At 70.7% G+C, this 21,867-nt stretch carries 23 protein-coding genes; 13 read left to right on the top strand and 10 right to left on the bottom strand.

Annotated features, from left to right (window positions below; genetic code table 11):
- Nucleotides 1–90: 90 nt before the first annotated feature.
- The gene (locus ACYVGD_RS04010) at nucleotides 91–573 is read right to left on the bottom strand and encodes a DUF3151 domain-containing protein (RefSeq protein ID WP_460741697.1); all 483 of its coding nucleotides are present in this window, start codon (nucleotides 571–573) and stop codon (nucleotides 91–93) included.
- 148 nt (nucleotides 574–721) lie between these two features.
- On the opposite strand from ACYVGD_RS04010, the gene ACYVGD_RS04005 reads away from it, so the two are divergent.
- On the top strand, nucleotides 722–910 hold the full coding sequence (locus tag ACYVGD_RS04005) for a hypothetical protein (protein WP_460741696.1): 189 nt from the start codon (nucleotides 722–724) through the stop codon (nucleotides 908–910).
- 284 nt (nucleotides 911–1,194) lie between these two features.
- On the opposite strand, the gene fbaA is transcribed toward ACYVGD_RS04005, so the two are convergent.
- The 4 genes from fbaA to ACYVGD_RS03985 all read right to left on the bottom strand — a co-directional run bounded on the left by fbaA (nucleotide 1,195) and on the right by ACYVGD_RS03985 (nucleotide 4,401).
- Complete coding sequence (gene fbaA / locus ACYVGD_RS04000; RefSeq protein ID WP_460741695.1) at nucleotides 1,195–2,214, bottom strand: class II fructose-bisphosphate aldolase; 1,020 nt, start codon at nucleotides 2,212–2,214, stop codon at nucleotides 1,195–1,197.
- A gap of 88 nt (nucleotides 2,215–2,302) precedes the next feature.
- On the bottom strand, nucleotides 2,303–2,839 hold the full coding sequence (locus ACYVGD_RS03995) for a hypothetical protein (RefSeq protein WP_460741694.1): 537 nt from the start codon (nucleotides 2,837–2,839) through the stop codon (nucleotides 2,303–2,305).
- A 51-nt stretch (nucleotides 2,840–2,890) separates the two neighbouring features.
- Nucleotides 2,891–3,652 (bottom strand): GntR family transcriptional regulator, encoded by a 762-nt coding sequence (locus ACYVGD_RS03990; protein ID WP_460741693.1) that lies wholly within the window; start codon nucleotides 3,650–3,652, stop codon nucleotides 2,891–2,893.
- Nucleotides 3,653–3,756: 104 nt separating this feature from the next.
- Complete coding sequence (locus ACYVGD_RS03985; RefSeq protein WP_460741692.1) at nucleotides 3,757–4,401, bottom strand: TrmH family RNA methyltransferase; 645 nt, start codon at nucleotides 4,399–4,401, stop codon at nucleotides 3,757–3,759.
- Nucleotides 4,402–4,461: 60 nt separating this feature from the next.
- Between ACYVGD_RS03985 and ACYVGD_RS03980 the strand changes: the two genes are divergently transcribed.
- The 8 genes from ACYVGD_RS03980 to ACYVGD_RS03945 all read left to right on the top strand — a co-directional run bounded on the left by ACYVGD_RS03980 (nucleotide 4,462) and on the right by ACYVGD_RS03945 (nucleotide 13,925).
- Entirely contained in the window at nucleotides 4,462–5,184 is a 723-nt protein-coding gene (locus ACYVGD_RS03980; RefSeq protein WP_460741755.1) for a DedA family protein, read from the top strand.
- 87 nt (nucleotides 5,185–5,271) lie between these two features.
- Nucleotides 5,272–6,753 carry a hypothetical protein gene (locus ACYVGD_RS03975; protein WP_460741691.1) on the top strand — a complete coding sequence of 494 codons (1,482 nt, stop codon included), beginning with the start codon at nucleotides 5,272–5,274 and terminating at the stop codon, nucleotides 6,751–6,753.
- Nucleotides 6,754–6,764: 11 nt separating this feature from the next.
- Nucleotides 6,765–6,992, top strand: coding sequence for a hypothetical protein (locus tag ACYVGD_RS03970; protein ID WP_460741690.1), 228 nt, complete (start codon nucleotides 6,765–6,767; stop codon nucleotides 6,990–6,992).
- A gap of 20 nt (nucleotides 6,993–7,012) precedes the next feature.
- Nucleotides 7,013–7,486: a hypothetical protein gene (locus ACYVGD_RS03965; protein ID WP_460741689.1), complete on the top strand. Its 474-nt coding sequence runs from the start codon at nucleotides 7,013–7,015 to the stop codon at nucleotides 7,484–7,486.
- On the top strand, nucleotides 7,486–10,530 hold the full coding sequence (locus tag ACYVGD_RS03960) for an ATP-binding protein (RefSeq protein ID WP_460741688.1): 3,045 nt from the start codon (nucleotides 7,486–7,488) through the stop codon (nucleotides 10,528–10,530). The genes ACYVGD_RS03965 and ACYVGD_RS03960 overlap by 1 nt, the downstream gene beginning before the upstream one ends.
- Nucleotides 10,530–13,184 (top strand): type IV secretion system protein, encoded by a 2,655-nt coding sequence (locus ACYVGD_RS03955; RefSeq protein WP_460741687.1) that lies wholly within the window; start codon nucleotides 10,530–10,532, stop codon nucleotides 13,182–13,184. Before ACYVGD_RS03960 ends, ACYVGD_RS03955 begins: the two co-directional genes overlap by 1 nt.
- Nucleotides 13,181–13,504, top strand: a complete 324-nt coding sequence (locus tag ACYVGD_RS03950; protein WP_460741686.1) for a hypothetical protein — start codon at nucleotides 13,181–13,183, stop codon at nucleotides 13,502–13,504. Before ACYVGD_RS03955 ends, ACYVGD_RS03950 begins: the two co-directional genes overlap by 4 nt.
- 100 nt (nucleotides 13,505–13,604) lie before the next feature.
- Nucleotides 13,605–13,925 carry a DUF2853 family protein gene (locus ACYVGD_RS03945; RefSeq protein WP_460741685.1) on the top strand — a complete coding sequence of 107 codons (321 nt, stop codon included), beginning with the start codon at nucleotides 13,605–13,607 and terminating at the stop codon, nucleotides 13,923–13,925.
- Nucleotides 13,926–13,927: 2 nt separating this feature from the next.
- On the opposite strand, the gene ACYVGD_RS03940 is transcribed toward ACYVGD_RS03945, so the two are convergent.
- Entirely contained in the window at nucleotides 13,928–14,212 is a 285-nt protein-coding gene (locus ACYVGD_RS03940) for a hypothetical protein (RefSeq protein ID WP_460741684.1), read from the bottom strand.
- Nucleotides 14,213–14,296: 84 nt separating this feature from the next.
- Between ACYVGD_RS03940 and ACYVGD_RS03935 the strand changes: the two genes are divergently transcribed.
- Nucleotides 14,297–14,734: a hypothetical protein gene (locus ACYVGD_RS03935; RefSeq protein ID WP_460741683.1), complete on the top strand. Its 438-nt coding sequence runs from the start codon at nucleotides 14,297–14,299 to the stop codon at nucleotides 14,732–14,734.
- Nucleotides 14,731–16,026, top strand: coding sequence for a MinD/ParA family ATP-binding protein (locus ACYVGD_RS03930; RefSeq protein ID WP_460741682.1), 1,296 nt, complete (start codon nucleotides 14,731–14,733; stop codon nucleotides 16,024–16,026). Before ACYVGD_RS03935 ends, ACYVGD_RS03930 begins: the two co-directional genes overlap by 4 nt.
- Nucleotides 16,027–16,042: 16 nt before the next feature.
- On the opposite strand, the gene ACYVGD_RS03925 is transcribed toward ACYVGD_RS03930, so the two are convergent.
- From ACYVGD_RS03925 to ACYVGD_RS03910, 4 genes are all read right to left on the bottom strand, one after another.
- Nucleotides 16,043–16,459: a hypothetical protein gene (locus ACYVGD_RS03925; RefSeq protein WP_460741681.1), complete on the bottom strand. Its 417-nt coding sequence runs from the start codon at nucleotides 16,457–16,459 to the stop codon at nucleotides 16,043–16,045.
- Nucleotides 16,456–18,228 carry a M23 family metallopeptidase gene (locus ACYVGD_RS03920; RefSeq protein WP_460741680.1) on the bottom strand — a complete coding sequence of 591 codons (1,773 nt, stop codon included), beginning with the start codon at nucleotides 18,226–18,228 and terminating at the stop codon, nucleotides 16,456–16,458. Before ACYVGD_RS03920 ends, ACYVGD_RS03925 begins: the two co-directional genes overlap by 4 nt.
- Nucleotides 18,228–18,797 carry a hypothetical protein gene (locus tag ACYVGD_RS03915; protein WP_460741679.1) on the bottom strand — a complete coding sequence of 190 codons (570 nt, stop codon included), beginning with the start codon at nucleotides 18,795–18,797 and terminating at the stop codon, nucleotides 18,228–18,230. The genes ACYVGD_RS03920 and ACYVGD_RS03915 overlap by 1 nt, the downstream gene beginning before the upstream one ends.
- Before the next feature lie 317 nt (nucleotides 18,798–19,114).
- A complete protein-coding gene (locus ACYVGD_RS03910) occupies nucleotides 19,115–20,125 on the bottom strand; it encodes a LemA family protein (protein ID WP_460741678.1) in 1,011 nt (336 codons plus the stop codon).
- Between the two features lie 94 nt (nucleotides 20,126–20,219).
- On the opposite strand from ACYVGD_RS03910, the gene pyrE reads away from it, so the two are divergent.
- A complete protein-coding gene (pyrE, locus tag ACYVGD_RS03905) occupies nucleotides 20,220–20,762 on the top strand; it encodes an orotate phosphoribosyltransferase (RefSeq protein ID WP_460741677.1) in 543 nt (180 codons plus the stop codon).
- A 292-nt stretch (nucleotides 20,763–21,054) separates the two neighbouring features.
- Nucleotides 21,055–21,786, top strand: coding sequence for a class E sortase (locus ACYVGD_RS03900; RefSeq protein WP_460741676.1), 732 nt, complete (start codon nucleotides 21,055–21,057; stop codon nucleotides 21,784–21,786).
- Nucleotides 21,787–21,867 lie beyond the last annotated feature (81 nt).

Here is a 21,867-nt window from a genome sequence, read left to right as displayed (position 1 = left end):
ATCAAACCGGGAACATGTCGTTCCACAAAGCAGAAGGTCCCGGGACGGGTGCTTCCGCCAAGGACCTCTTGACGCTTCACCCTACCGGATTCACTCCTCGGCGCCGCCCTTGGCCACGGGTCGCAGGGCGGTGAGCTCGGCGTACGCGGTCTCGCTGGAGTCGCGCAGAAGCTGGGAGCAGCGCTCGAACTCGGCCGTCTCGCCGATGCGGTGGGCGGCGTGGGCGAGCGCCCACACGCAGCGCAGGAAGCCGCGGTTGGGGCCGTGCTCCCACGGCACCGGGCCCTGACCCTTCCAGCCGGCGCGGCGCAGCGCGTCGAGGCCACGGTGGTAGCCGGTGCGGGCGTACGCGTAGGCCATCACGGCCGCGTCGGGGGTGTCGACGTTGAGCGCGCCCTCGGCGAGCAAGGCCCAGCACAGGCTCGACTCGGGGTGGCTGGTGACGATCTCGACGAAGCGCTCGCGGCCGTGGTCGGCGATCTCGGCGGCGGCCGGGTCCTCCGGCAGCTTCGTCTCGGGGGCCGTCCCGTGCGTGGCCAGCAGGTTCTGGTGGGTCTTCACGTCGTCGCTCACGTCGCCAGCCTAACCGGAGCCCCCGACATCTGCGGGAGAACGACATCCGCGGGCAGAGACGGCACGTCCCGCGCACGTCGGTGCGGGGGACGGGCGCGGGGGCGAGTCGGCCGGCTGTCCCCTCGGTGAGTCATGGCACCATGGCGCGATGAGCCTCACCTCGAACCCGTGCCAGGACCGCTGCGCGTGGCGCGACACCGGCGACGACCGCGACGGGCTGCCGCTGTTCGCGTGCGCGGGCTGCGGCTCGGAGTGGGTGCGTACCGAGGGGTGGACACCCGCGAACCGCAACGGCCGGGTGCCGTCGGCGGTGCAGCGCGAGCGCAACCGCGGCTGATCAGGGGTTACCGACGCGTATGCACGATCGTCACCTGACCATGGGAAAGCTCTCACCTAAGGATTCTCTGTGAACCCGCGATCCCGGTCCCGACCCGACGTAAGATGGGCCATGCCTGAGCGGCACCAACGACTTCCGCAGAAGGCGATGGTCGGTGATGATCACTCTCGTCGACCGACGCAACCACGAGGCCCCGATCCACGATCGGGGCCTCGCGCTCTCCCGGGGAAGGAGAGCCGCCCCGGTCCGTGCGGACCGGGGCGGCTCTCGCGTCGTGCGTACCGTCAGTGGGTGCCGGCGGAGCGCAGCGCCTGGCAGGCCTCGACGACGCGGGTGGCCATGCCCTTCTCGGCGGCCTTGCCCCACGAGCGCGGATCGTACATCTTCTTGTTGCCGACCTCGCCGTCGATCTTCAGCACGCCGTCGTAGTTCTGCATCATGTGCGTGACGACGGGTCGCGTGAAGGCGTACTGGGTGTCGGTGTCGATGTTCATCTTGACGACGCCGTAGTCGACCGCGTCGGAGATCTCCTGGGCGGTCGAGCCCGAACCGCCGTGGAAGACCAGGTCGAACGGCTTGTCACCCTTGCCGTACTTCTCGCCCACGGCGGTCTGGATCTCCTTGAGGACCTCCGGACGCAGCTTCACGGCACCCGGCTTGTAGACACCGTGGACATTGCCGAAGGTCAAGGCAGCCATGTAGCGGCCGTTCTCGCCCAGACCGAGGGCCTCGGCCGTCTTCATGCCGTCCTCGACCGTGGTGTAGAGCTTCTCGTTGATCTCGTTGGCGACACCGTCCTCCTCGCCGCCGACGACGCCGATCTCGACCTCGAGGATGATGTTCGCGGTCTTGGCCAGCGCGAGCAGCTCCTTTCCGATCTCGAGGTTCTCGTCGAGCGGCACGGCCGAGCCGTCCCACATGTGGGACTGGAACAGCGGGTTCTGGCCGTTCTTCACACGCTCGGCCGAGATGGCCAACAGCGGGCGTACGTAGCCGTCGAGCTTGTCCTTGGGGCAGTGGTCGGTGTGGAGCGCGATGTTGACCGGGTACTTCTCGGCCACGATGTGCGCGTACTCCGCCAGCGCTGTCGCACCGGAGACCATGTCCTTGACGGTCGGGCCCGACAGGTATTCGGCGCCACCGGTCGAGACCTGGATGATGCCGTCGGAGCCCGCCTCGGCGAAACCGGCCAGCGCGGCGTTCAGCGTCTGCGACGACGACACGTTGATCGCCGGGTAGGCGAAGGAACCCTCCTTCGCCTTGTCCAGCATCTCGGCATAGACCTCAGGGGTTGCAATAGGCATGGATTGCTCTTTCTCTCGACTCCAAGTCCTCGACGCCCATCCTTCCACCCGCACTCCGGCGTATCCGGGGCACCCCCTGCGTGCGGGGTCAGGCGCCGAAGGCGGACAGGTCGATCGAGACGCGACCGTCGGAGTAGGCGCGGACGGCGGAGTCGAGCGAGCCCGGCTTGATGCCCAGCGACTCGAACGGTAGCTCCACCGGCGGCCCGCCGGTGTGGCTGATGCGCAGGAGGTGCCCCTCGCCGGTTCGGCTCCAGACTGTGTCCATGCGGGTCACCGCCGACCAGGGGATCTGGGCCTGTTCGACCTCGATGCCGAGGGGCGACAGCTGCATCGCCAGCCCGGGCGCGACGCGCAGCCTCGTTGTGCGCCAGCGCCACAGCGCGTACGCGATGGTGAGGAGCACCGAGATGGCGCTGCCGATCCCGGCGATGGTCCACAGCGACTCCAGCGCGCCGTCAGGCATCTGGCCGCGTCCGAGCGTGAAGAAGTAACCCGTCATCAGTGCGCCGATCACCAGCGGGGTCAGGATGCCGGCCGCCGAGCCAATGATCCGCCGGCGCTGGTTCGACAGGCGCTCCTCGACCACGGACGGGTCGTAGGCGATCGGGGTCGTCGGCATCACGCGGACAGCGTACCCGGGCCCCGTCCGCCTGCGGCCGACGCGACCTGGCCGTCAGGAACGGTCGGTGGTCCCGGTCGGGGTGAGGTCCATGTGGATGTTGTAGCGGTCGCCACGGTAGGCGGACACGGCGAACTCCATGGGCTGTCGGTCGCCGAAGTAGGTGACGCGCTCCTGGACGAGCAGCGGCGCGCGCCGGGCGATGCCCAGCACGTGGGCTTGGGCCGCGTCGGCCGACTCGGCCCGGATGACCTGGCCGCCGGCGCTCACCACGACCCCATAGGTCTTGGCGAACAGCTCGTACAGCGACCCGAGCTCGTGGTCGAGCAGGCCAGGGAACAGCGCCGACGGATAGAAGCCGACCTCTAGGGCCATCGGCGTCCCGTCGGCCAGCCTGAGGCGCTCGACGCGGACGACGGGCGCCCCGGGCAGGATCGCCAGCCGGGTGGCGACGTCGTCGTCGGCGTTGACCTCGCAGGCGTCCAGGACCTGGGTCTCGGGGACGAGCCCACGGGCGCGCATCTCGCGTGAGAAGGACATGAGGTGGAGCCGGGTCGAGATGCGCGGCCCCATGACATAGGTTCCCTTGCCGTGGACGCGTTCGAGGCGCCCGGTCTCGACGAGGTCGGCGATTGCCTGGCGGACGGTGACGCGCGAGACGCCGAGCAGCCGGACGAGCTCGCGCTCGGAGGCGATGGCGTCACCGGGACGGTGCTCGGTGGCGATCATCTGCTCGAGACGCTGGCGCACCTGCACACGCTTGGTCGCGGGCACCTTGCGGTCGTCGAGAATCGCGGCGGCGGGGGATGATTCCACTGCGGCTCCCATTCAGGTCGACTGGATGGATCCTGACCATTCCAGACCAGTAAATACCAGATGGGACCAGCGTGGCCACTGGTCTGGCGCGAATGTGAGGAGACTCACCGCTGACCGGGTGCCGGGTGCTGCAGAGCCCAGGCGTAGATGGTGATGGCCGCCGCGGCGCCCGCGTTGATGGAGCGGGTCGAGCCGTGCTGGGTGATGGCGACGACCTGTACGCAGCGCTCGGCGAGGCCGGGCGTCAGCCCGGGCCCCTCCGACCCGAAGACCAGACAGGCCCGCTCGGGCAACGTCGCGGTCTCCAGGGGGACGGAGCCCGGCACGTTGTCGACGCCCACGACCGCGTACGCCTGCTCGGCCATCGCCGCAAGGAAGTCGTCAGCGTCGGGGTGGTGGTGGACGTGGAGGTAGCGGTCGGTGACCATCGCCCCGCGCCGGTTCCAGCGCCGTCGGCCGATGATGTGGACGCCGCTGACGTTGAACGCGTTGGCGGTGCGCACGATCGAGCCGATGTTGAAGTCGTGCTCCCAGTTCTCGATGGCGATGCGCAGAGGACGCCGGGTGCGGTCGAGCTCGGCGACGACCGCCTCGACGCTCCAGTAGCGGAAACGGTCCTCAACGTTGCGCCGGTCCCCCGCCGCGAGCAGCTCGGGGTCGAGACGGGGATCGTCGGGCCACGGCTGCGGGTGGGGGCCGACGCCGGGAAGACGCGGCGAGCCGTGCCCCTCCGCCTGTTCGGAATTCATCAGGGCAAAAGGTACCCTCGCTGCGTGCTCCCTCTGCTGATCGACGTACTCGCCCCTGCCCTGACGGGCCTCGACATCTCCATGGTGCCGATGCTGCTGCCAGACTGGCTCGACCCCGAGAAGATCATCTCCAGCGCCGGGCCGTGGGCCCTGTGGGTCGTGGCGTTCATCGTCTTCGCCGAGTGCGGGCTGTTCTCGCTGCTGCCGGGTGACTCGCTGCTGTTCACCGTCGGCATGTTCTGCGCCGGCGGCCTGTCCGGCGGCGCGGCTGCGATTCACTACTTCGAATCGAAGCCGCTGACGCTGATCTTCTCCTGCATCGTCCTGACCATCTGCGCGATCCTCGGCAACGTCGCGGGCTACTACTTGGGCCGGCTCATCGGCCCGCCGCTGTTCAAGCCGCGCGCCGGCCTGATGGGCAAGGTCTTCGACCCGGTCTACGTCGACAAGACCCACGAGTTCTTCGAGAAGTACGGCTCGCGCGCCCTGATCCTGGCCCGCTTCGTGCCGATGGTCCGCACGTTCGTGACCCTGGTGGCCGGCGTCTCCCACATGAACTTCCGCAAGTTCATCGAGTTCACCGCCATCGGCGGCGTGCTGTGGGTCTGGTCGATCACCGTCATCGGCTACTTCCTGGGCCAGATCCCCTTCATCCAGCACAACCTCGAGTACATGGCGCTGCTGATCGTGGCCGTGTCGATCCTGCCGATGGTGTTCGAGTACTGGAACGCCCGCAAGGACAAGAAGGGCGCCCTGCCGGTCGACGCCGACCTCGACGACTGAGGCGGACCGATCCGGGGGCTACAGTGACCCCGGGATTCGCAAGAATCTCCGACGCCCACCTGTCCCCCCACCTGTGGAAGCTGAGCGATGAGCGATCGTCCCCGACAGTTCTCGAGGCCCGCGTTCGGGCCCTCGGGTGCTGGCGATCGCTCCGACGCCGACGACAACACCCTCCTGCGCCGCAACCTGCGCGGGGCGGGTGAGCCGGCACGACCCCGGGGCACCGCCCCCTCCCAGTTGGACGCGCCCGCCCGCCAGGTCCGCAGGACCGACGAGTCGGTTTGGGCCAAGACCGACCGTCCGGCCGAGCCCGCGATGCCGGCCCACGGCGCGTACGCGGGGTCGTCGGCGTCCGCCGCCTCGCAGGCCTCCGCGGCCCGCCACATGTCGGCCTCGTCGCAGCTGTCGGCCGGCTCGCAGGCCTCCGCGTCCGCCCCTCCCGCCGCCGCGGCCGCCGTGCCGCCACCGGCGCGCGCCGAGATGGAGGAGCTGCTGGCGCAATACCCGGAGCAGCCCGGTGGCGGGCGGAAACACCGCGTACGCGCCGACGGCGAGACCCTCGAGGTGCCCCTCCCGGGACGCAGCCTGTCCGACGCCCGGAAGAAGGCGGCCACCGCACGTGGCCTGGCCGTCGCCGCCCTCGTGCTCGGCCTCGCCGGGCTCGCGGCCACCGGCGGATTCATGGCGGTCCTCGCCTCCCGCAACGCGACCGGGGACGACCGCGGGACCACGACCACCGGGGAGACGTGGAACACCGCCGCCGGCCAGGCGTTCGGTGCCCAGTACCTGCGCGCCTGCCTCACCCGTCACCGCGGTGACGACCGCGCCGAGGAGTCGCGCATGAACCAGCTCCAGGCGATGAACGTGGGTGCCTTCGACGAGGCGTGCCGCGCGACCAGCGGAGCCGACCAGAAGCCCCGCACGGTCGCGACCCCCGTGTTCACCGGCCGGGTCGAGGAGATGCCGGGCATCCCGAAGGGTCGCTACCTCAGCTTCCTCGTCGACCTGGACCGTACGCCGACGACCTACGTCGTGCCCGTCTACCTCGACGACCCGGCTCAGGGCTTCGGACCGGCCGTCGTCGGCCATATCGGCGTCGGCCCGTCTGGCGGCTACGGCATCCCGTCCGGCGAGGGCACCAACCGCGTCGCCGACCCCGACCTGGCCGCGAGCCTGCGCGGCGAGTTCCTGCCCCAGTTCATGACCGCCTGGGCGGGCTCGACGCCGTCGCTGCAGCAGTTCCTCGCCGACGACCCCACCGAGGGCGCATCGTCCGGGCTGGGCGGCACCGTCAAGGACGTCATGGTCACCGACGTCCTCGCCCACCCGCGCAAGGACTCCCGCCCCGGCGAGAAGGTGTCGTACGCCGACGGCGAGATGGTCGACGTGGTCGTGACCACGACCGGCACGCTGCCGATCGGCGGTCTGCAGGCGTCGAGCTACCGCGTCGTGATCCAGCGCAGCGGTGGCAAGTGGTTCGTCAAGGACGCCCAGGGCGGTGTGGCCGAGGTGCCGACGAACGCGCCACAGCCGACGAAGTCCCCCAAACCCTCCCGAACGCCCCGATAGGAACCTGAGCCATGGAAGAGATCCTCCGCGCACTGGCCAGCCAGATCGCAGCCCTCGGCGGCATCATCGCCACGCTGGCGTTCATCTGCCTCGGCATCAAGGCGATCCTCACGTTCCACAAGGGCGGCGGCCTCCGCGAGATCCTCTCCGGCGCCGGCATGATCTTCCTCGGCCTGATGCTCATCGGCGCGGCCGGGATCCTCGTGGGCGCCATCCAGGCAATCGCCAAGAGCCTCTGACGGGCGCGGCTGGATCGATCATGCGCTCGTCCGACTACACACGCCTGAAGCAGCGTGAGAACAAGCTCTGGGAGTTCGGCGGCATCGCCATCCCCGGCGGTCTGTCCACGGTGCGTGCCGCCGTGGCCGGTGTGGGCTTCATCGTGCTCGTCGGGTTCGGTGGCCTGCTCGCCCAGTTGACCGACAACGTGTGGCTCGGGGTCGGCGGACTGGTCGTCGGGATGGTGGCCGCCCTCATCGGGTACGCGGTCGCCGGTCGCGAGTCGCCCGACCGCATGACGCTGGGCCAGCGTACGGCCGTCCTGTTCGACTACCTGTTCGCGCAGCCGCGACGCATCTCCGGGTTCTCGCGTGACGCCGAGCCCGATCACATCCACTGGCGCGCCATCGTGTGGGAGCCGACGAGCCCCGAGTGGGTCGAGACCCACAACACCTTCGCCCGTCACCTGATCCGGCGCTGGTTCGCGACCGAGGGCGGGCAAGAGCGCCCGTGATGAGCACCATCCTGATCGTCCTGCTCGTCGTCGCCCTGTTCGTGGCGATCGGCGTGGTCTGGGCGGCCGTACGCAGCGGCACCCGCCGCCCCGTCGCCGACGTACGTGCCGACGGCTCAGGCCGCAAGGAGCGCAACGAGGACCTGCGTCTGGGCTACCGCTACGACGCGGGCTCGGTGTTCGTCCACCAGAACACGGTGTGGACAGGGCTGAAGCTGGAGCCGGTGGGCGACATGTACATGAGCGCCGACGACGTCGAGTCGCTGGCCTACCAGGCGACGCAGGCGCTCGTGCACACCGCCGGCGAAGCCGAGCCGGTCCAGGTCCACTACCGCCTGACCCACCAGCCTTTCGACGTCGACGCGTGGAAGCGCCAGCTCATCAAGAACGCGTGGAACCCGTCGAAGCTCTACCGCTCCTACGTCGACGCGACCGCCTTCTTCCTGCGCCACACCAAGACGGTGCGCCCCGTGGCCTACCTGCTGATCCAGATCGACACGCTGTCGACCAGCGCCCTGGCCGAGATCAAGCAGTCGGCCAACGCCGCGCTGATGGGCGGCCACGACGAGTTCATCCCGCCCGACCTGGCGGCGCGCTGGGAGGTCATGGCCCAGCGGGTGCTGCGCAACGTGACCAGCCTGGGCCCGGTCGAGCCGATCACGCGCGCCGACCGCATGTGGCTGATCCGCAAGCCGCTGGCCGGGCATTTCGCCCCGGCGATGCACGACTTCCCCCAGACCAAGCCGTGGGGCGAGGGCGAGTTCGCGCTGTGGGTCGACTTCACCGCCGAGAACAAGCGGCAATACCTCCACATCACCTCGCTCAACGAGAACGTGACCGAGGCCGACCGCAGCGACGACACCGACGAGCTCCACTCCTACACGGCGTGCCTGGCTGTGGCCGAGTGGCCCGAGGAGACGGCGACGAACTCCGGTCACGCATGGATCCGCCACTTCGCCAACGAGGGCGTCGAGGTGTCCTACCGCATGGAGCTGCTGCCGCCGCGCAAGTTCCGCGAACAGCTCGAGAAGATCAACAACAACCTGCGCAGCGAGCTCAAGAACATGGGGGCCGCGACGGGCGGCCACGTGACCGACGTGCTCGTGGCCGACGACCAGGTGCGCGCCGAGGACGCCGTCAACCGTGCCCGCCAGACGCCCAAACCAGGCGTGCTGGGCCAGATCATGGTGCAGGTGTCGGCGCCGACGCTGGAGGAGCTCAACGCCCGCGTCGAGGCGCTCATCATCAACACCAAGAACGCGCTGGGCGATGCGATCCTCGTGCGGCCGTCGCGCTATCAGTGGCGCATGCTGGCTTCGTTCCTGCCCGGCACCGGCCCCCAGCTCGTGTCGGTGCCGTACGTGCGCCTGACCGACCCGGAGCACTTCGGCATCGGCTTCCCCCGCGCGGGTGTCGTCATCGGCGACCGCCAGGCACGTGCGGCCGACGGCGCCTCGCTCGGCTGGATGGGCAACTACATCGGCGAGTCGCAGGGCGTGCCGGTGTTCCACTCGCCGCACTCGGGGGTGGCGCGCAACTCCGGCGGCGGCGTGTTCATCGTCGGCGGCTCGGGCGGCGGCAAGTCGTCGCTGGCCCTGCTGATGTTCTTCCAGGCCTCGGAGTCGGGCGTCCAGACCGTCGTGCTCGACCCGAAGGTCGACTTCGCCCAGTTCTGCTACTACTTCGCGTTCGGCCCGCAGGTGAACAACCCGGCCTTCCAGGAGGAGGCCGCGCGCGGCACGCTGGGTACCCCGGGGTCGCGATTCCAGCCCGTCAACCCGGAGTTCTGGGCCGACACCGAGGTCATCGACATCGTCGCGTCGCTGCCCGGCGTGCTCGACCCGTGGCAGGTCGAGAACTCCGTCGAGGCGGGCGCACTGCTGGCCGACGAGATGCTCACGATGTTCCTGGGCCAGAAGGTCCGCGAAAAATACGACGACGTGATCGTGCCCGCGATCGACACCGTCAAGCAGCGCTACCAATACCGCATCAACACCGCCGTCCGCAACGCCATGGCCGCCGAGCCCGTGCCCGAGCACCGCGTCGGCGAGCTCACCGAGCGCGTCGCCCGCGACGTCCCGCGCCCCACGCTGTGGGAGGTCGTGCAGGTCGTCGGCGAGGAGGCCGCCCGCGTCGAGGCCATGCCCGACGTGCCGTTCGAGATGAAGCGCGAGCTCGGTCGCGCCGCGGTCCAGCTGCGCCAGCTGTTGTCGCTGCCGTACGCGAGCCTCGCGTTCGCCGAGCAGCCCCACGGGTTCGCCCGCCTCCGCAAGCGGCGTACGGTCTTCACGCTGCGCGGCATGAAGGTGCCGAACTCCACGACCAGCGAGGACTCCTGGTCGAAGGAGGAGCGCCTGGCCGCGGCGATCATGTACGTGCTGGTGAAGTTCGCCGCCCAGATGCTCGACAACCGGGTCACCGTGAACCCGGTGACCGGCAAGACCGGCGACATCCAGCCGAAGATGCTGTTCGTCGACGAGTCCTACCTGGTGACCTCGACCAAGGGTGGCCGCGACCTGCTGCTGACGACGCTGGCACAGGGCCGCTCGTACGGCCTGATCACCGTGCTGATCGACCAGCTCGCCAAGCGCCTGGGCCAGATCGAGTCGGCGACTCGCGACTCGGACGGCCCGTCGGCCAACCAGGTCCAGTCGGTGTTCGCGTTCCTGCAGCGCTCGGACGAGGACGCCAAGTCGGTTGCCCCGCTGCTGACCCGCAACAACGCCGAGGTCGTCTCGCGCGCGCTGCTGCCGATGGGCATGGGCGGCCACCTCGAGACCGGCCGCTGCCTGTTCCGCGACATGGACTTCCACGTCGCGCTCACCGACATCGACCTTCTGTTCAAGGAGCTGCTGCGCGCGTCCGACACCAACCCGGCCACGCGCGCCGCATCGCAGCGCCACCCCATCTCCCCCGACCCGTGGGAGTGGGAGTTCATCACCAACGACGACCGCGAGTCGGCCATCACCGAGGCCGAGTCGATCGCCGACGCGCCGGAGCCGGCGGTCAACGTCGCGCCCGCGGGTACGCCGGGGGCGGTCTGATGAGGACCTTCCTCCGCGCTTTCGGAGACGGGAGCCCCTTCCGCTCCCCCAGCGCGGCCGCCCACGGCCCAGACGAGGAGTCTGCGCTCCCCCGCCGCGCAGTCCCGCGCCGCGTACGCGTCCTGCTCGGACTGCTGCTCACGATGATCGTGGCGGTGGCGCTGACGCCGACGGGCACGTCACGCGCGGCCGAGCCGCCGGAGTGTGCGACGCTGCCGACGTTCGGCTCCCACCAGCCCTACACCCAGGACGCCGCGTCGCTGATGGCCGTCGGCCAGCTGCTGCCGCCGAAGGGCAACACCCAGGTCTGGGACGCAGCCGCCGGGCGCCCGCGCCCGGAGTTCACGCTCTACGAGGCCATGGGCATGTCCGGCCTGACGTGGTCCTACACGAAGGTCTACCAGCAGGAGGAGTTCGCCGGCTTCGAGCCGAAGACCGAATACTCGTGCGCCTACCTGGCACCGACACTGAACACCGTGGCGAACTCGATCTTCGACCTCGCGAAGCTCATCACCGCCGGGGCGATCTCGTTCCGCCAGCTCGCCGCCAACCCCCAGCTGGTCGTCGGCCTGCTGGACGGGGCCGTCGCCCCGGTCAACCGGGTGTCGACCGGACTGTTCCTGGCGATGTCGACGGTGATGGTGATGCTGACCGGCGCGCTCATCGCGTTCCAGGGCGGGTTCCGCGGCCAGAGCCAGCAGCGCGAGACTCTGCGTGCCCTGCTCGGCGTGGGCGTGTTCATGGTCATCGGCACGTTCCTGGTGATCCCGTCGACCCGTGACGCCCAGCAGCGGCCCAACTACTACTGGCTGACCACGTCGGCGCTCGACACGATCAACAGCGGCTCCGGCGAGCTGTCGAGCTTGGTCCTGCCGCGCGAGACCTCGCCGTGGTGCTCGACGACCGGGCGCGACGCCCGCCGTACGTTCGACTGCCTCGTCTACCAGAACGTCGTGCTGGAGCCGTGGGCGATCGGCCAGTTCGGCTCGCGGCTCGACCAGCCGATGCCGTACAGGACCGACAACGTGAAGCGGTTCAAGGACGGCGCGAACAAGATGATCGCGCCCGACCGGCAGGCCCGCACCGACATGCGCCTGGTCCAGCTGTGGGCGCAGGGGCGCACCGCGTCGGAGCAGGCGTACGGCGCCCGCCCACCGGGCACGCCGACCGACGCCGCCAACGACAAGGTCGACCAGCGCCAGGGCCAGTGGAACGTCGTGCGCGAGATCATGTGGGCGCAGTACCACGACCAGTACCCGACGTGGTCGGGCGCCAACGCCGGTGAGCGCATCTCGCTCGCCCTGTCGTCACTGCTGCTGTCGGTGCTGGTGGGCTCGTTCCTGCTGGTGACCTCGGGCCTGCTCCTGCTGTGGAACGTCGTGCTCGTCGTGCTGTTCTTCTTTCTGCCGGTGATCGCCCTGCTGGGGCTGTTCCCGCCCACGCAGCGGATCTTCCGCTCGTGGCTCCAGACGTGGCTCAAGGCGCTGCTGCTGAGCTTCGTGTTCCAGCTCGGCCAGACGTTCGCGATGCTCATGGTGAGCGCTGCCCTGAAGGTGCCGGCGATCGGCATGGGCATGAAGTCTGCGCTGCTCGCGATCATGCTGATCGCGCTGTGGAAGATCGTCCAGTTCTTCCGCGGCGACCACGCCGACGCGCGCGCCACGGCCACGTCGACCACCTCGGGCGAGGCCACCGCCGGCGAGTCGTCATCGACGATCAGTGTGGTCAACCGGGCCGCCACTGCCGCGGCCGCCGCCGGGGCGGGAGCCCTGGCGTACGGGACCGCCCGGGCGCCGGGCGTCCAGCGCGTCGGCCCGATGGCGCGCAACCTCAACGCCCCCACGCGCAAGAAGGCCGACGCCAAGATCAGTGCCGCGCTCGCCGAGGCGGAGGAGCGCTGGGTGGCCGAGCACGGTACGCCGCCCGACGACCGGGCCCGCGCCCGCCTGCGCGAAGAAGTCGTGCGCTCGCTGGGCGTCGACGAGCGCGCCCGCCCGACGGGCCGTCCCACCGCGCTGGGGTCGCCCATGCGCACCGACCGCCGCATGGCCCGCGAAGGCGCCGCCGAACGACTCGTCGCCGCCCAGGAGGCGCAGACGAAGGAGCCCCAGCAGCCGCAGGTGCAGGTCAACGCGACCAACTACAACTACTTCCGAACCAACCCGGGCGTCGGCCGCCCGTCCGAAGCCGACCGCGACCGCGAGCGCGGCGAGCAGTCGGGCACCCAGGCCGCGTTCGACGTCGACGCGGGTCGCCTGCGCCGCCGCAGTGGTGGCGGGCGCGACGACCGCCCGGCCGAGGTGCGCGAGCAGACCAACGAGGCCCGTGCCATGGAGGTCGTGTTCCGGCGTACGCTGCCCGCCGGCGCCAGCGAGCAGGCCACCGCCCTCGCCCGCGCCGAGAGCTTCGCCCGCCAGCTCGCTCAGGCCGAGCAGGAGTTCTCGGCGGCCCGCACCGCCCGCGACCAGGCCACCCGCGATTTCCAGCTCGTCACCGGCCGTCACGCCAAGGGCCAGGCCAGCGACGAGGAGCTGGCCGCGGCACGCCGCGCGGCCCGGCAGGCGTCCGCGGCGCTGACGGTGGCCACCAACCGCGTACGCCACCGCACCAACATCGCCCGCTCCGCCGAACAGGCAGCGGGCGAGTACCGGTGAGCCCGCGCGCCCTGCGCGACCCGGTCGTCGCGCTGCTGGGCGTCGTCGTGTCCGAGGCCTGGCTCGCGCTGGTGGGCCTGCGCGCGCTGTGGGACGCCGGGGACCGCACCGGCCTGCCGACCGCCGCCTGGTTGATGCCGCTGGTCGCCGCGCTCGCCCCGTGGGTGCTTCCCGCGCGCACCGCCGGCACCCGCGGCCGGCAGGCGGCCGTGGGCCAGCTCGGCGCGGTGGTCGGTGCGGGGATCATGGTGATCCACCCCGCCGCTGGTGTCGCGGTCGCCCTGGCGGGCATCACGTACGCCGCCGCCACCCGCCGCTGAAGGCCGACGAGGGGTCCCCGACCCGGTGTCAGACAGATTGTCTATCGTCGTGACCAAGGCCTCCCAGAAGAGGGCGGCTCGAACGACCAGAGGAGTTCCCATGGCCACCGACTGGGCAGCCGACGTCAAGAAGCATGTCCCCAAAGCCGACGACGACGCCATCGCCGGCATCATCAAGCATTGCGGCATCGCGCTGCAGAAGGCCGACTCGTCGCTCGTCTCCTTCGGCGACAAGGCGGAGACCGATCGCGTGAAGGCCGGTTTCCTCACCAAGAAGCTCGAGATCACTGACGAGGCCAAGCAGGATGCCGCCATCAAGGCCGTCGGCGAGAAGCTCAAGGGCACGTCGCGAAAGAACCGTGTCACCGTCTACTACATGCTGGCCGACCACTTCGGGAAGCTCGACCTGTTCAAGAAGTGAGCTCAGTCCGCTGAGCCCACCGGCCGCGGGCGTGCCCTGAGCGCGCCCGCGACCGCCAGCGCCGCCCCCGCCCAGCCGCCGAGCGCCAGCGGGCGTGCGCCGGGCACGCCCGCGAGCACCGTGGGGTCGCCCGCGCGGACCAGAGCGGCGTAGCCGACCAGCCAGGCCACCAGCAGGGCCGCGACGGCCCAGCCTGCCCCGCGTGCAAGACCCCGTACGCCGGAACGCGCGCGGGACGCGGCGAGCGCCGCGAGAGCGGTGGCGAGCGCGAGCGCCGAGACGATCATCGTCACCCCTTGGTGGAGGCTCCGGAGAAACCTCTGGTTGGTACCGTTGTCCAGCCAGTCTTCCACGCCCTCGGAGGTCGATCCATGGCGATGAACCCTGATGCGGGATCGCCCGCCGACACCCCGACGTCCGGCGTCCCCTCGCCCGAGTGGGAGATCATCGAACGCATCCCCGGTGACCCGTGGTCGGCCGAGCTGGTCGTCTGGTCGGGCAACGACATCGACGGCGTGAACGTGCCCCTCGACGACGCCCTGGTGGGCGCCGTCACCGAGCTGCGCCGCCGCCAGGACGACATCGCGGGCCTCGACCACGACGACGTCGACCCCGCCGGTCCCGGCGCCCCCGGTGCGTCGATGGGCGGGCCGCGCACGAGCTCGTTGCTGCAGGGGCTGGGGCGCACCACGGGTGCCGCCCAGGCCGACCGCTGGCTGTCGGGTGTCCCGGTGCGCTATCAGGTCGCCGGTGGTGTCGCGCTGCTCGTGGTCTTCGTCCTCGTCATGCTCATCGGGAGCTTGACGTGAGCGAGACGACCGGAGCCCGCCCCCGCCGTTCGTCCGCCGGCCAGCCACCTGCCTGGTACAAGCCCCAGGAGGCGCCGCTGCGTCCCGCGGCTCGGCCCGTCGACCCCGGGGCCCCCGACCCCCGCCGCCAGAACCCGCCGCCGCCCGCCCCGTCCGGCCCGCTGCCGCAGGCGTGGCCACCGCGCGGTGCGGCCGAGGCCTGGGCGCCGCCCCAGCAGCAGGTCACCGGTCATGTCCCCTACGACGAGGCACCCCTGCGCTCGGCGCCCGAGCTTTTCCCCCAGTCGCCGTTCCACCAGTCCCCCTTCCAGCCGTCGCCGTCGACCCGCGACATGGGGCCGGTCGAGCCCCAACGCGGTGACCACCCCAAGGCGTCGCCGGTCGCGCGCAACCGCTGGCTGGGCCGCGTCTTCGGCCAGGACGCCGCCGAGGATGCCGACGACGACCTCGTCGACGACTGGGACACGATGCTGGAGGTGCTCGACGCGCCCGTGGCCCAGCAGCGCATCACCGTCAGCTCGCTGCGCGCCCAGAGTGGCAAGACGACCACGCTGCTCGGGCTCGGCACGGCGCTCGCCCTCCATCGCCGCGAGCTGGTGACCTCCATCGACACCCATCCGTTCGGCATGCTCGCCGACCGCGTCGGCCCCGAGCACGGGGCGACGGTGAGCGACCTGCTGCGCGCGATGGCGTCGATCCACACCTCGTCCGACCTGCGCCGGTTCACCTCGATGGCCCGTTCGCGGCTCGAGGTGATCGCGTCCTCCCGCACCACACCGCTGTCTCCGGGCGACTACGCGGCGGCGCTGCAGGTGCTTTTGACGTTCCGGCCGATCGTGCTCACCGACACCACCAGCGACCTCAGCGCCGCGGTGATGCCCGACGTCTTCGGGCTGACCGACACGCTCGTCGTGCCGCTGCCGCTCGACCCGGAGGGTATCCGGTCGGCCGTCGAGACGCTGGCCTGGTGGGAGCGCCGTTCCCCGCTGGGCCCCGGCATCGTGGCCCGCGCCGTGATCGCACTGGGCCGCGCGTCGTTCGTCCCCGATCCCCACCGTCACGTGCGGGGGCGCGAGCTGCGCCGCATGGAGGACGAGTTCGAGGCCATGCAGGACGCGCTGGAGGACGAGGCGCTGCGGGTGCTGGGTCCGCGCGTGGCCGGCGTCGTGTCGGTGCCGTCCGACCCCGCTCTCGAGCTCCCGGGGCTGTTCCTTTGGGACGAGCTCCAGCCCGAGACCCAGGACGCCTACATCAACGTCGCGTACGAGGTCGCGCGTCTCTTCCCCGTCTGACCGCGTCCCGGCGGCGTCAGAGGGTGTCGCAGAGACCCGCGTACAACACGGCCGAGTCGAGCCAGCCCGCGATCTCCGCGTACGAGCCGGCGCCGCCCCACGCGTCCACGTGACGGTCGAGCAGCACCAGCACCGCGACCTGGCCGTGGGTGCGGACGAGGTCCCACCAGGCCGGGTCACCGGCGAACGTCCACTCACCCAGCCGGGTCACGACGGTGGTGCGGTCGGGGTCGGTCCAGCCGACCACGCGCGGCGCGTCCGGCCAGCGCGCCCAGCCGGCGTCCTCGAGGGGCGCGGCGTGCGGGAACGGGCCGGGGGAAGGCGTACGCGTCACCGGGTGGGTGTCGACGTCGACGTTCGCCACCAGCGCGGGACGGCCGTCGGGCAGCTGGGAGCACACCAGCCGGTGTTCACCGCGACCTCCGTCGCTCATCCGAACCTCACTCCGTTGGCCATGAGGAAGGCGACGGGGTCCTGTGCCTTGTAGACGTCACCCGCGGCGACGCCGGGCGGGTAGTACTCGAGGTGGAGGTGCGGACCGGACGAGTTGCCCGTCGAGCCGACGAGCCCGATGGGTTGGCCGGCTTTCACCTGCGTACCCGGTTGGACGAGCACCTGGGACAGGTGGGCGTAGTGGGTGTGTATACCGCCGGCGTGGGCGACGACGACGTGGTTGCCGTTCCAGCCCTGCGGGATCTGCGGGGCGACGACGCCGTCCATCACGGCGAACACCTGCGTGCCCTGCGGCGCGGAGAAGTCCTCGCCGGTGTGGGTGCGCGACCACATCGCGCCCGTGCGGCCGAACGAGCCGCTGGGACGGATGCCCGGCGGCAGCGGCGCGACCGCCTTGCCGGTGCCGACACCGCCCGGGCCCGTCGTTCCGGGCTGCGGCGCGGGCATGCCCTTGCCGACGTTGCCGAACGTCGTCACATGGACGTGGTCGCGGTGGGCTGCCGTGTCGTCGGGGCCGTTGTAGCATCCCGCCTGCGGCGAGCCGCACTGGCGCCAGCCCTCCGCCTGACGTCCGATCGACCAGATCTTCGCGTTCCAGATCACGTGGTCGACGCCGAGCGCCAGCGCGTTCTGCACGGCGAGGTCGGCGATGCCCTGCCCGTACGCCTGCGCCTCGGGGCTCTTGTAGTCGGCGAACGCCGAGCTGACCATGATGTCGAGCCCGCGCCCGGACGGGTGGTACGGCAGCGCGTCGGGGCGCACGCCGCCGTAGACGCGGATCTTCGGGAACTTGTTGGCCACCGCGCCGGCGACCAGCATCGTGTCGGGCTGCACGCCCGGCAGCATCGCGACCAGCCACGGCGGAGGAGTCGTGCCGCCCAGGTAGGCCGCCGGGCCGCAGCCGCCGACGATGGTGGGCACCGTGCCGATCGAGCCGTCGCCTGCGACCCGCTGGAGCAGTCCCTGGGCGAACGTCTCGAACTCGGCGTACCGGCCGGGGAACGCGGATCGCTGCACAGACTGGATGACCTCGCCGGCCGGACGCGTCTCCCAGTTCGGCTTGTCGAACAGGCCGGGCGGGTCGTGCTGGCCGTTGGGATGTGTACGCCCCTTCAGGAACAGCCGCGTGGTGATGCGGATGTCGATGCGCTCCTGGGGCGTGCCGTGCCAGTGCTGCTGCTGGTACATGCCGACCGAGCCGTGGTCGACCGATACCCCGTCGTTGGGGTAGTTCAGGGAGTCCTCTTGGCCGGGGGCGTCGGAGGCGAGGTTGTACAGCCGCGTCTCGACCATCGCCGCCATGAGCGCCATCACCGCGGCCTTGTCGTTGCCGCCCTCGGCGCGCACGGCCTGGACGATGGCCTTGGCGTTGCGGAGCTGGATCTCGTTGAGCTGCTCGAGCTTCTCGGGCGCGGCGAGCTCGGGGTTGCGGACCGGTGGGCCCTTGGGGTTGGTGCGCTGCGGCAGCGGGAGCGGCTGGTTGCCGCCGGGGATGGCCGCCGAGATCGGCTCGGTGTCGCCGCAGGAGAGTTGACTCGACAGCAGGACGGCGTTCGGCGGCGGCGTGAGTTGGACGGCGGACAGGCCCGCGAGGATCGCGCCTACGGTGGCGACCACGACGAGGCCGGCCAGCCACGGCCACCACGAGCCCGGGCGCCGGTGGCGCGTACGCCGGGTCGTCGTGCGTGGGAGTGCGCCGCGGGCGGCCGTGCGGACTGCCCGCGTGGCACCCGCGAGCGGGCTCGACATCAGTGGCCCTCGCGGGTGAGGGCGTGGACGCGCCACTCGTTCTTGGCGGTGAGGTCCTTCACCAGCGTCGCCGCCCACCACGTGCCGTCGGTGAGCTGGACGTGGGCCTGGGTCTGGTTGGGACGCGACAAGGAGCCGTCCGGTGTGCAGTCACCCTTGCGCTTCGCGGAGCTGAGGCGACGCGGGTCGGTCTCCTTGGCCTGCTCGACGTTCTGCGGCGTACCCCACTCCCGCAGGCGCTGCTCCCGCTCCTCGGGGCTGCCCGGCTGGAGGAAGGCGTCGATGTAGGCGTTGCAGACCTTGACCTGGTTTGACTGGTCCGAGCCCGATGGTCGATTCTCGACGATCGGCGTGGAGCTCGACGACGGCGGGCGGCCGTCGGGACCTCGATGCGTGGGCCGACCGTGCCCGGGCCCGGCGTCGTGTTCGCCGTCGGGCCCTTGGTCGACGTCACGAGCAGCACGATGAGCGACGCGATGACGACGGCGGCGACCACACCGACCGCTGCGACGAGCTTCCAGCGCTGCACGACGACTCCTTGCGCCTCGGGGATGACGGGCCGCGCCCACCCTACGTGCTCGGCGGCTCGCTGCGGGCCGCACCCGAGTCAGGTCCCGAGCTCCGCACGTCGCCCACGCGATGTCCGAGTGAACGCCGACCTATCAGGAGCACCGTCACACCACTCCCCCGCACGCACCGCTTTTGCATACGCCGGGCGCTGCAGCCAGGCCAGCGCTGCGGGCGTGGGCAGCACGCTCGTTCGCAGCAGCGCCGCGTCCGGCCGGCTCGACCGGCCGGTCCGATCGCGGATCGGCGCCCATCAATGCATCGACGCCGCGCCCCCGGGGGGACGCGGCGTCGATGCGTACGCTGGTTCAGCGCGAGGTCAGCTCTGCTTCCACTCGCCGGGGGCCTGATAGCCGCCCTGCTGCGGCTGCTGGCCGTAGTCCTGCTGGGGCTGCTGGCCGTACCCCTGCTGGGGCTGCTGGCCGTACCCCTGCTGGGGCTGCTGGCCGTACCCCTGATGGGGCTGCTGGCCGTAGCCACCCTGGTCCCCGTACTGCGCCTGTTGGCCGTAGCCCTGCTGGGACTGCTGACCGTACTGCTGCTGCGCGTGCGGGGCCTGGTAGCCACCGTTGGAGTGGATGCCCTCGGGCTCGAAAGTGCTCTCCGGCTGGCGGTACTGCTGCTGCGGGGCGCCGTACTGGGGCTGCGACTGCTGCTGCTCGAGCGCCGGCTGGGCCGACGGCTGCGACTGCGGCTGGGCCGTCTGGGACGGGGCCTGCTTCTCGTCACCGCGGTAGGCGATCTCGCCGAAGTTCACGTCAGGGGCCTGGCGGGCGGCGGGGTCCTTGACCTCGAAGTAGGTGGCCTTCTCGAACTTCGCCATGCCGGCGATGACGTTCGTGGGGACCGACTCGACCTTCGTGTTGTATTCGCGCACGTTGGCGTTGTAGTAGCGACGGCCGGCCGCGATGCGATCCTCGGTGTCGGTGAGCTCCTTCTGGAGGTGGAGGAAGTTCTGGTTCGACTTCAGGTCGGGATAGGCCTCGACCGAGACGAGCAGGTTGCGGACGGCGCCCGACAGCGCCTCCTCGGTCTCGGCGCGCTGCTGGGACGGCATCGCGCCCTCCTGCGAGGCGACCGCGGCGGCCTGGTTGCGCAGGCGTGTGATGTCCTCGAGCGTGTTGCGCTCGTGGGCCGCGTAGCCGCGCACCGTCTCGACCAGGTTCGGGATCAACTCGTAGCGGCGGTTCAGCTCGACATCGATCTGGCGCCACGACTCCTGGATCAGGTTGCGCATCTTTACGAGACCGTTGTACATGCCGATGCCGACGACGCCGAGGATCACAGCGATCGCGATGATCACCAGCAGGATGAGAATGACAGACGACACGAGGTCAGCTCCTTGGTCGGTTGCGGTGCGATGCGCGCCAGCCTAGTGGGTCGCAGGGACACAGCCGCCGGGCGGGCCGCGATAATCTCACCTCATGGCCGACAAGGAAGAGCTCATCGAGCACATCAAGGACCTCGCGATCGTCCACCAGCGCGTGACGCTGTCGTCGGGCCGCGAGGCGGACTACTACGTCGACATGCGCCGCGTGACGCTCGACGGCGCCGCCGCGCCGCTGGTCGGCCGGGTCATGCGCGAGCTCGTCTCCGACCTCGACTTCGACGCCGTCGGCGGCCTCACCCTCGGCGCGGACCCCGTGGCCACGTCCATGCTCCACGCGGCCGCGGCGGCCGGTGAGCGCCTCGACGCTTTCGTCGTCCGCAAGTCCGAGAAGGCCCACGGCCTGCAGCGCCGCATCGAGGGCACCGAGGTCGCTGGACGCCGCGTGCTCGTTGTCGAGGACACCTCCACCACCGGCGGCTCGGCGCTGACCGCGGTCGAGGCCGTGCGCGCGGCCGGCGGCGAGGTCGTCGCCGTCGCCGTCATCGTCGACCGCAACACCGATGCCGAGGCCAACATCCGCGCCGAGGGCCTGGACTACCGGTATGCCGTCTCCGCCACCGACCTCGGCCTGGCCTGACCGCCCGCTCCGCCCGTGCGGCGCGACCGGATCCGCCACGCCCACGAGGACGGCGACCGCGGCGACGCCCCGCAGGCCATCGCCCTGACGAAGGGTGCGCGTGTCGAATCATCCAAAAGTTGCCCCGGAAAGTCGGATTCGGGCGCGCTCGACCGAACTTTTCGCTGATTCAGCACGGTCTCCCCGGCTCCCGGGTTCCGGATGTCGTGTATTCGGGTGGGGGTTGTGGTTCTGGTACGCGGGGTGGCTGGGTCCGTTTGGTGGGGGCCCGCGGGTCGGCGAGAATGACACCATGAGCACCAACCTGATGGACGATCTCGAGGACCGCCCGCGCAAGCGGAAGCGCAAGGGCATCTCGGTGTTCACCGTGCTCGGGCTGCTGCTCATGCTGGGCGGGCTCGGCGCGCTCGGCTACGTCGGCTGGGAATACTTCGGGACCAACATCACCTCCCAACAGGCGTTCGACCAGCAGAAGTCGGGCCTGCGCGCCGAGTGGGACAAGAACCCCGCCGCGACCAACAACCAGCCCGGCACCAAGGGCCAGAACGGCCAGCCGCAGGCCCAGCCCGAGAAGCGGATCCCCGGCAGCGCGATCGCGCTCATGCGCATCCCGAAGCTCGGCAAGGATTACGAGGTGCCGATCATGACCGGCACCGACGCGGGCACGCTCGCCAAGGGCCTCGGCTGGTACGAGAACTCCGTCCACGCCGGCCAGATCGGCAACTTCGCCGTCGCCGGCCACCGCGTCACCCACGGCGAGCCGTTCAAGCGGATCCTCGAGCTCAAGAAGGGCGACGAGGTCGTCGTCGAGACGCGCGAGGCCATCTACACCTACGTGATGGACACCTCACCCGCCGACCTGACCGTCGACGACTCCGAGACCTGGGTCCTCGACCCCGTCCCCGGCAAGCCCGGCGCCCAGCCCACCCAGCCGATCATCACGCTGACCACCTGCCAGGACCTGTTCCACTCCGCCGACCGCTCCATCGGCTTCGGCCACCTCGCGTCGACGAAGAACAAGTAGTCGACGCACCTGCGTCTCGCTGGCATTCCTCGTCTCGCTCGCTCTGAAACCACTCGCTCGGAGAGCCGCAACTTTCCGCTC

It is taken from the genome of Mariniluteicoccus endophyticus (assembly GCF_054780035.1).
This window is presented reverse-complemented; position numbering and strand designations above follow the sequence as displayed.

Coding starts and splice junctions, on each gene's coding strand:
- ACYVGD_RS04005 (WP_460741696.1), top strand. CDS start 722: ATGAGCCTCACCTCGAACCCGTGCCAGGACCGCTGCGCGTGGCGCGAC.
- fbaA (WP_460741695.1), bottom strand. CDS start 2,214: ATGCCTATTGCAACCCCTGAGGTCTATGCCGAGATGCTGGACAAGGCG.
- ACYVGD_RS03985 (WP_460741692.1), bottom strand. CDS start 4,401: ATGAATTCCGAACAGGCGGAGGGGCACGGCTCGCCGCGTCTTCCCGGC.
- ACYVGD_RS03975 (WP_460741691.1), top strand. CDS start 5,272: ATGAGCGATCGTCCCCGACAGTTCTCGAGGCCCGCGTTCGGGCCCTCG.
- ACYVGD_RS03970 (WP_460741690.1), top strand. CDS start 6,765: ATGGAAGAGATCCTCCGCGCACTGGCCAGCCAGATCGCAGCCCTCGGC.
- ACYVGD_RS03965 (WP_460741689.1), top strand. CDS start 7,013: ATGCGCTCGTCCGACTACACACGCCTGAAGCAGCGTGAGAACAAGCTC.
- ACYVGD_RS03960 (WP_460741688.1), top strand. CDS start 7,486: ATGAGCACCATCCTGATCGTCCTGCTCGTCGTCGCCCTGTTCGTGGCG.
- ACYVGD_RS03955 (WP_460741687.1), top strand. CDS start 10,530: ATGAGGACCTTCCTCCGCGCTTTCGGAGACGGGAGCCCCTTCCGCTCC.
- ACYVGD_RS03945 (WP_460741685.1), top strand. CDS start 13,605: ATGGCCACCGACTGGGCAGCCGACGTCAAGAAGCATGTCCCCAAAGCC.
- ACYVGD_RS03940 (WP_460741684.1), bottom strand. CDS start 14,212: ATGATCGTCTCGGCGCTCGCGCTCGCCACCGCTCTCGCGGCGCTCGCC.
- ACYVGD_RS03935 (WP_460741683.1), top strand. CDS start 14,297: ATGGCGATGAACCCTGATGCGGGATCGCCCGCCGACACCCCGACGTCC.
- ACYVGD_RS03925 (WP_460741681.1), bottom strand. CDS start 16,459: ATGAGCGACGGAGGTCGCGGTGAACACCGGCTGGTGTGCTCCCAGCTG.
- ACYVGD_RS03920 (WP_460741680.1), bottom strand. CDS start 18,228: ATGTCGAGCCCGCTCGCGGGTGCCACGCGGGCAGTCCGCACGGCCGCC.
- pyrE (WP_460741677.1), top strand. CDS start 20,220: ATGGCCGACAAGGAAGAGCTCATCGAGCACATCAAGGACCTCGCGATC.
- ACYVGD_RS03900 (WP_460741676.1), top strand. CDS start 21,055: ATGAGCACCAACCTGATGGACGATCTCGAGGACCGCCCGCGCAAGCGG.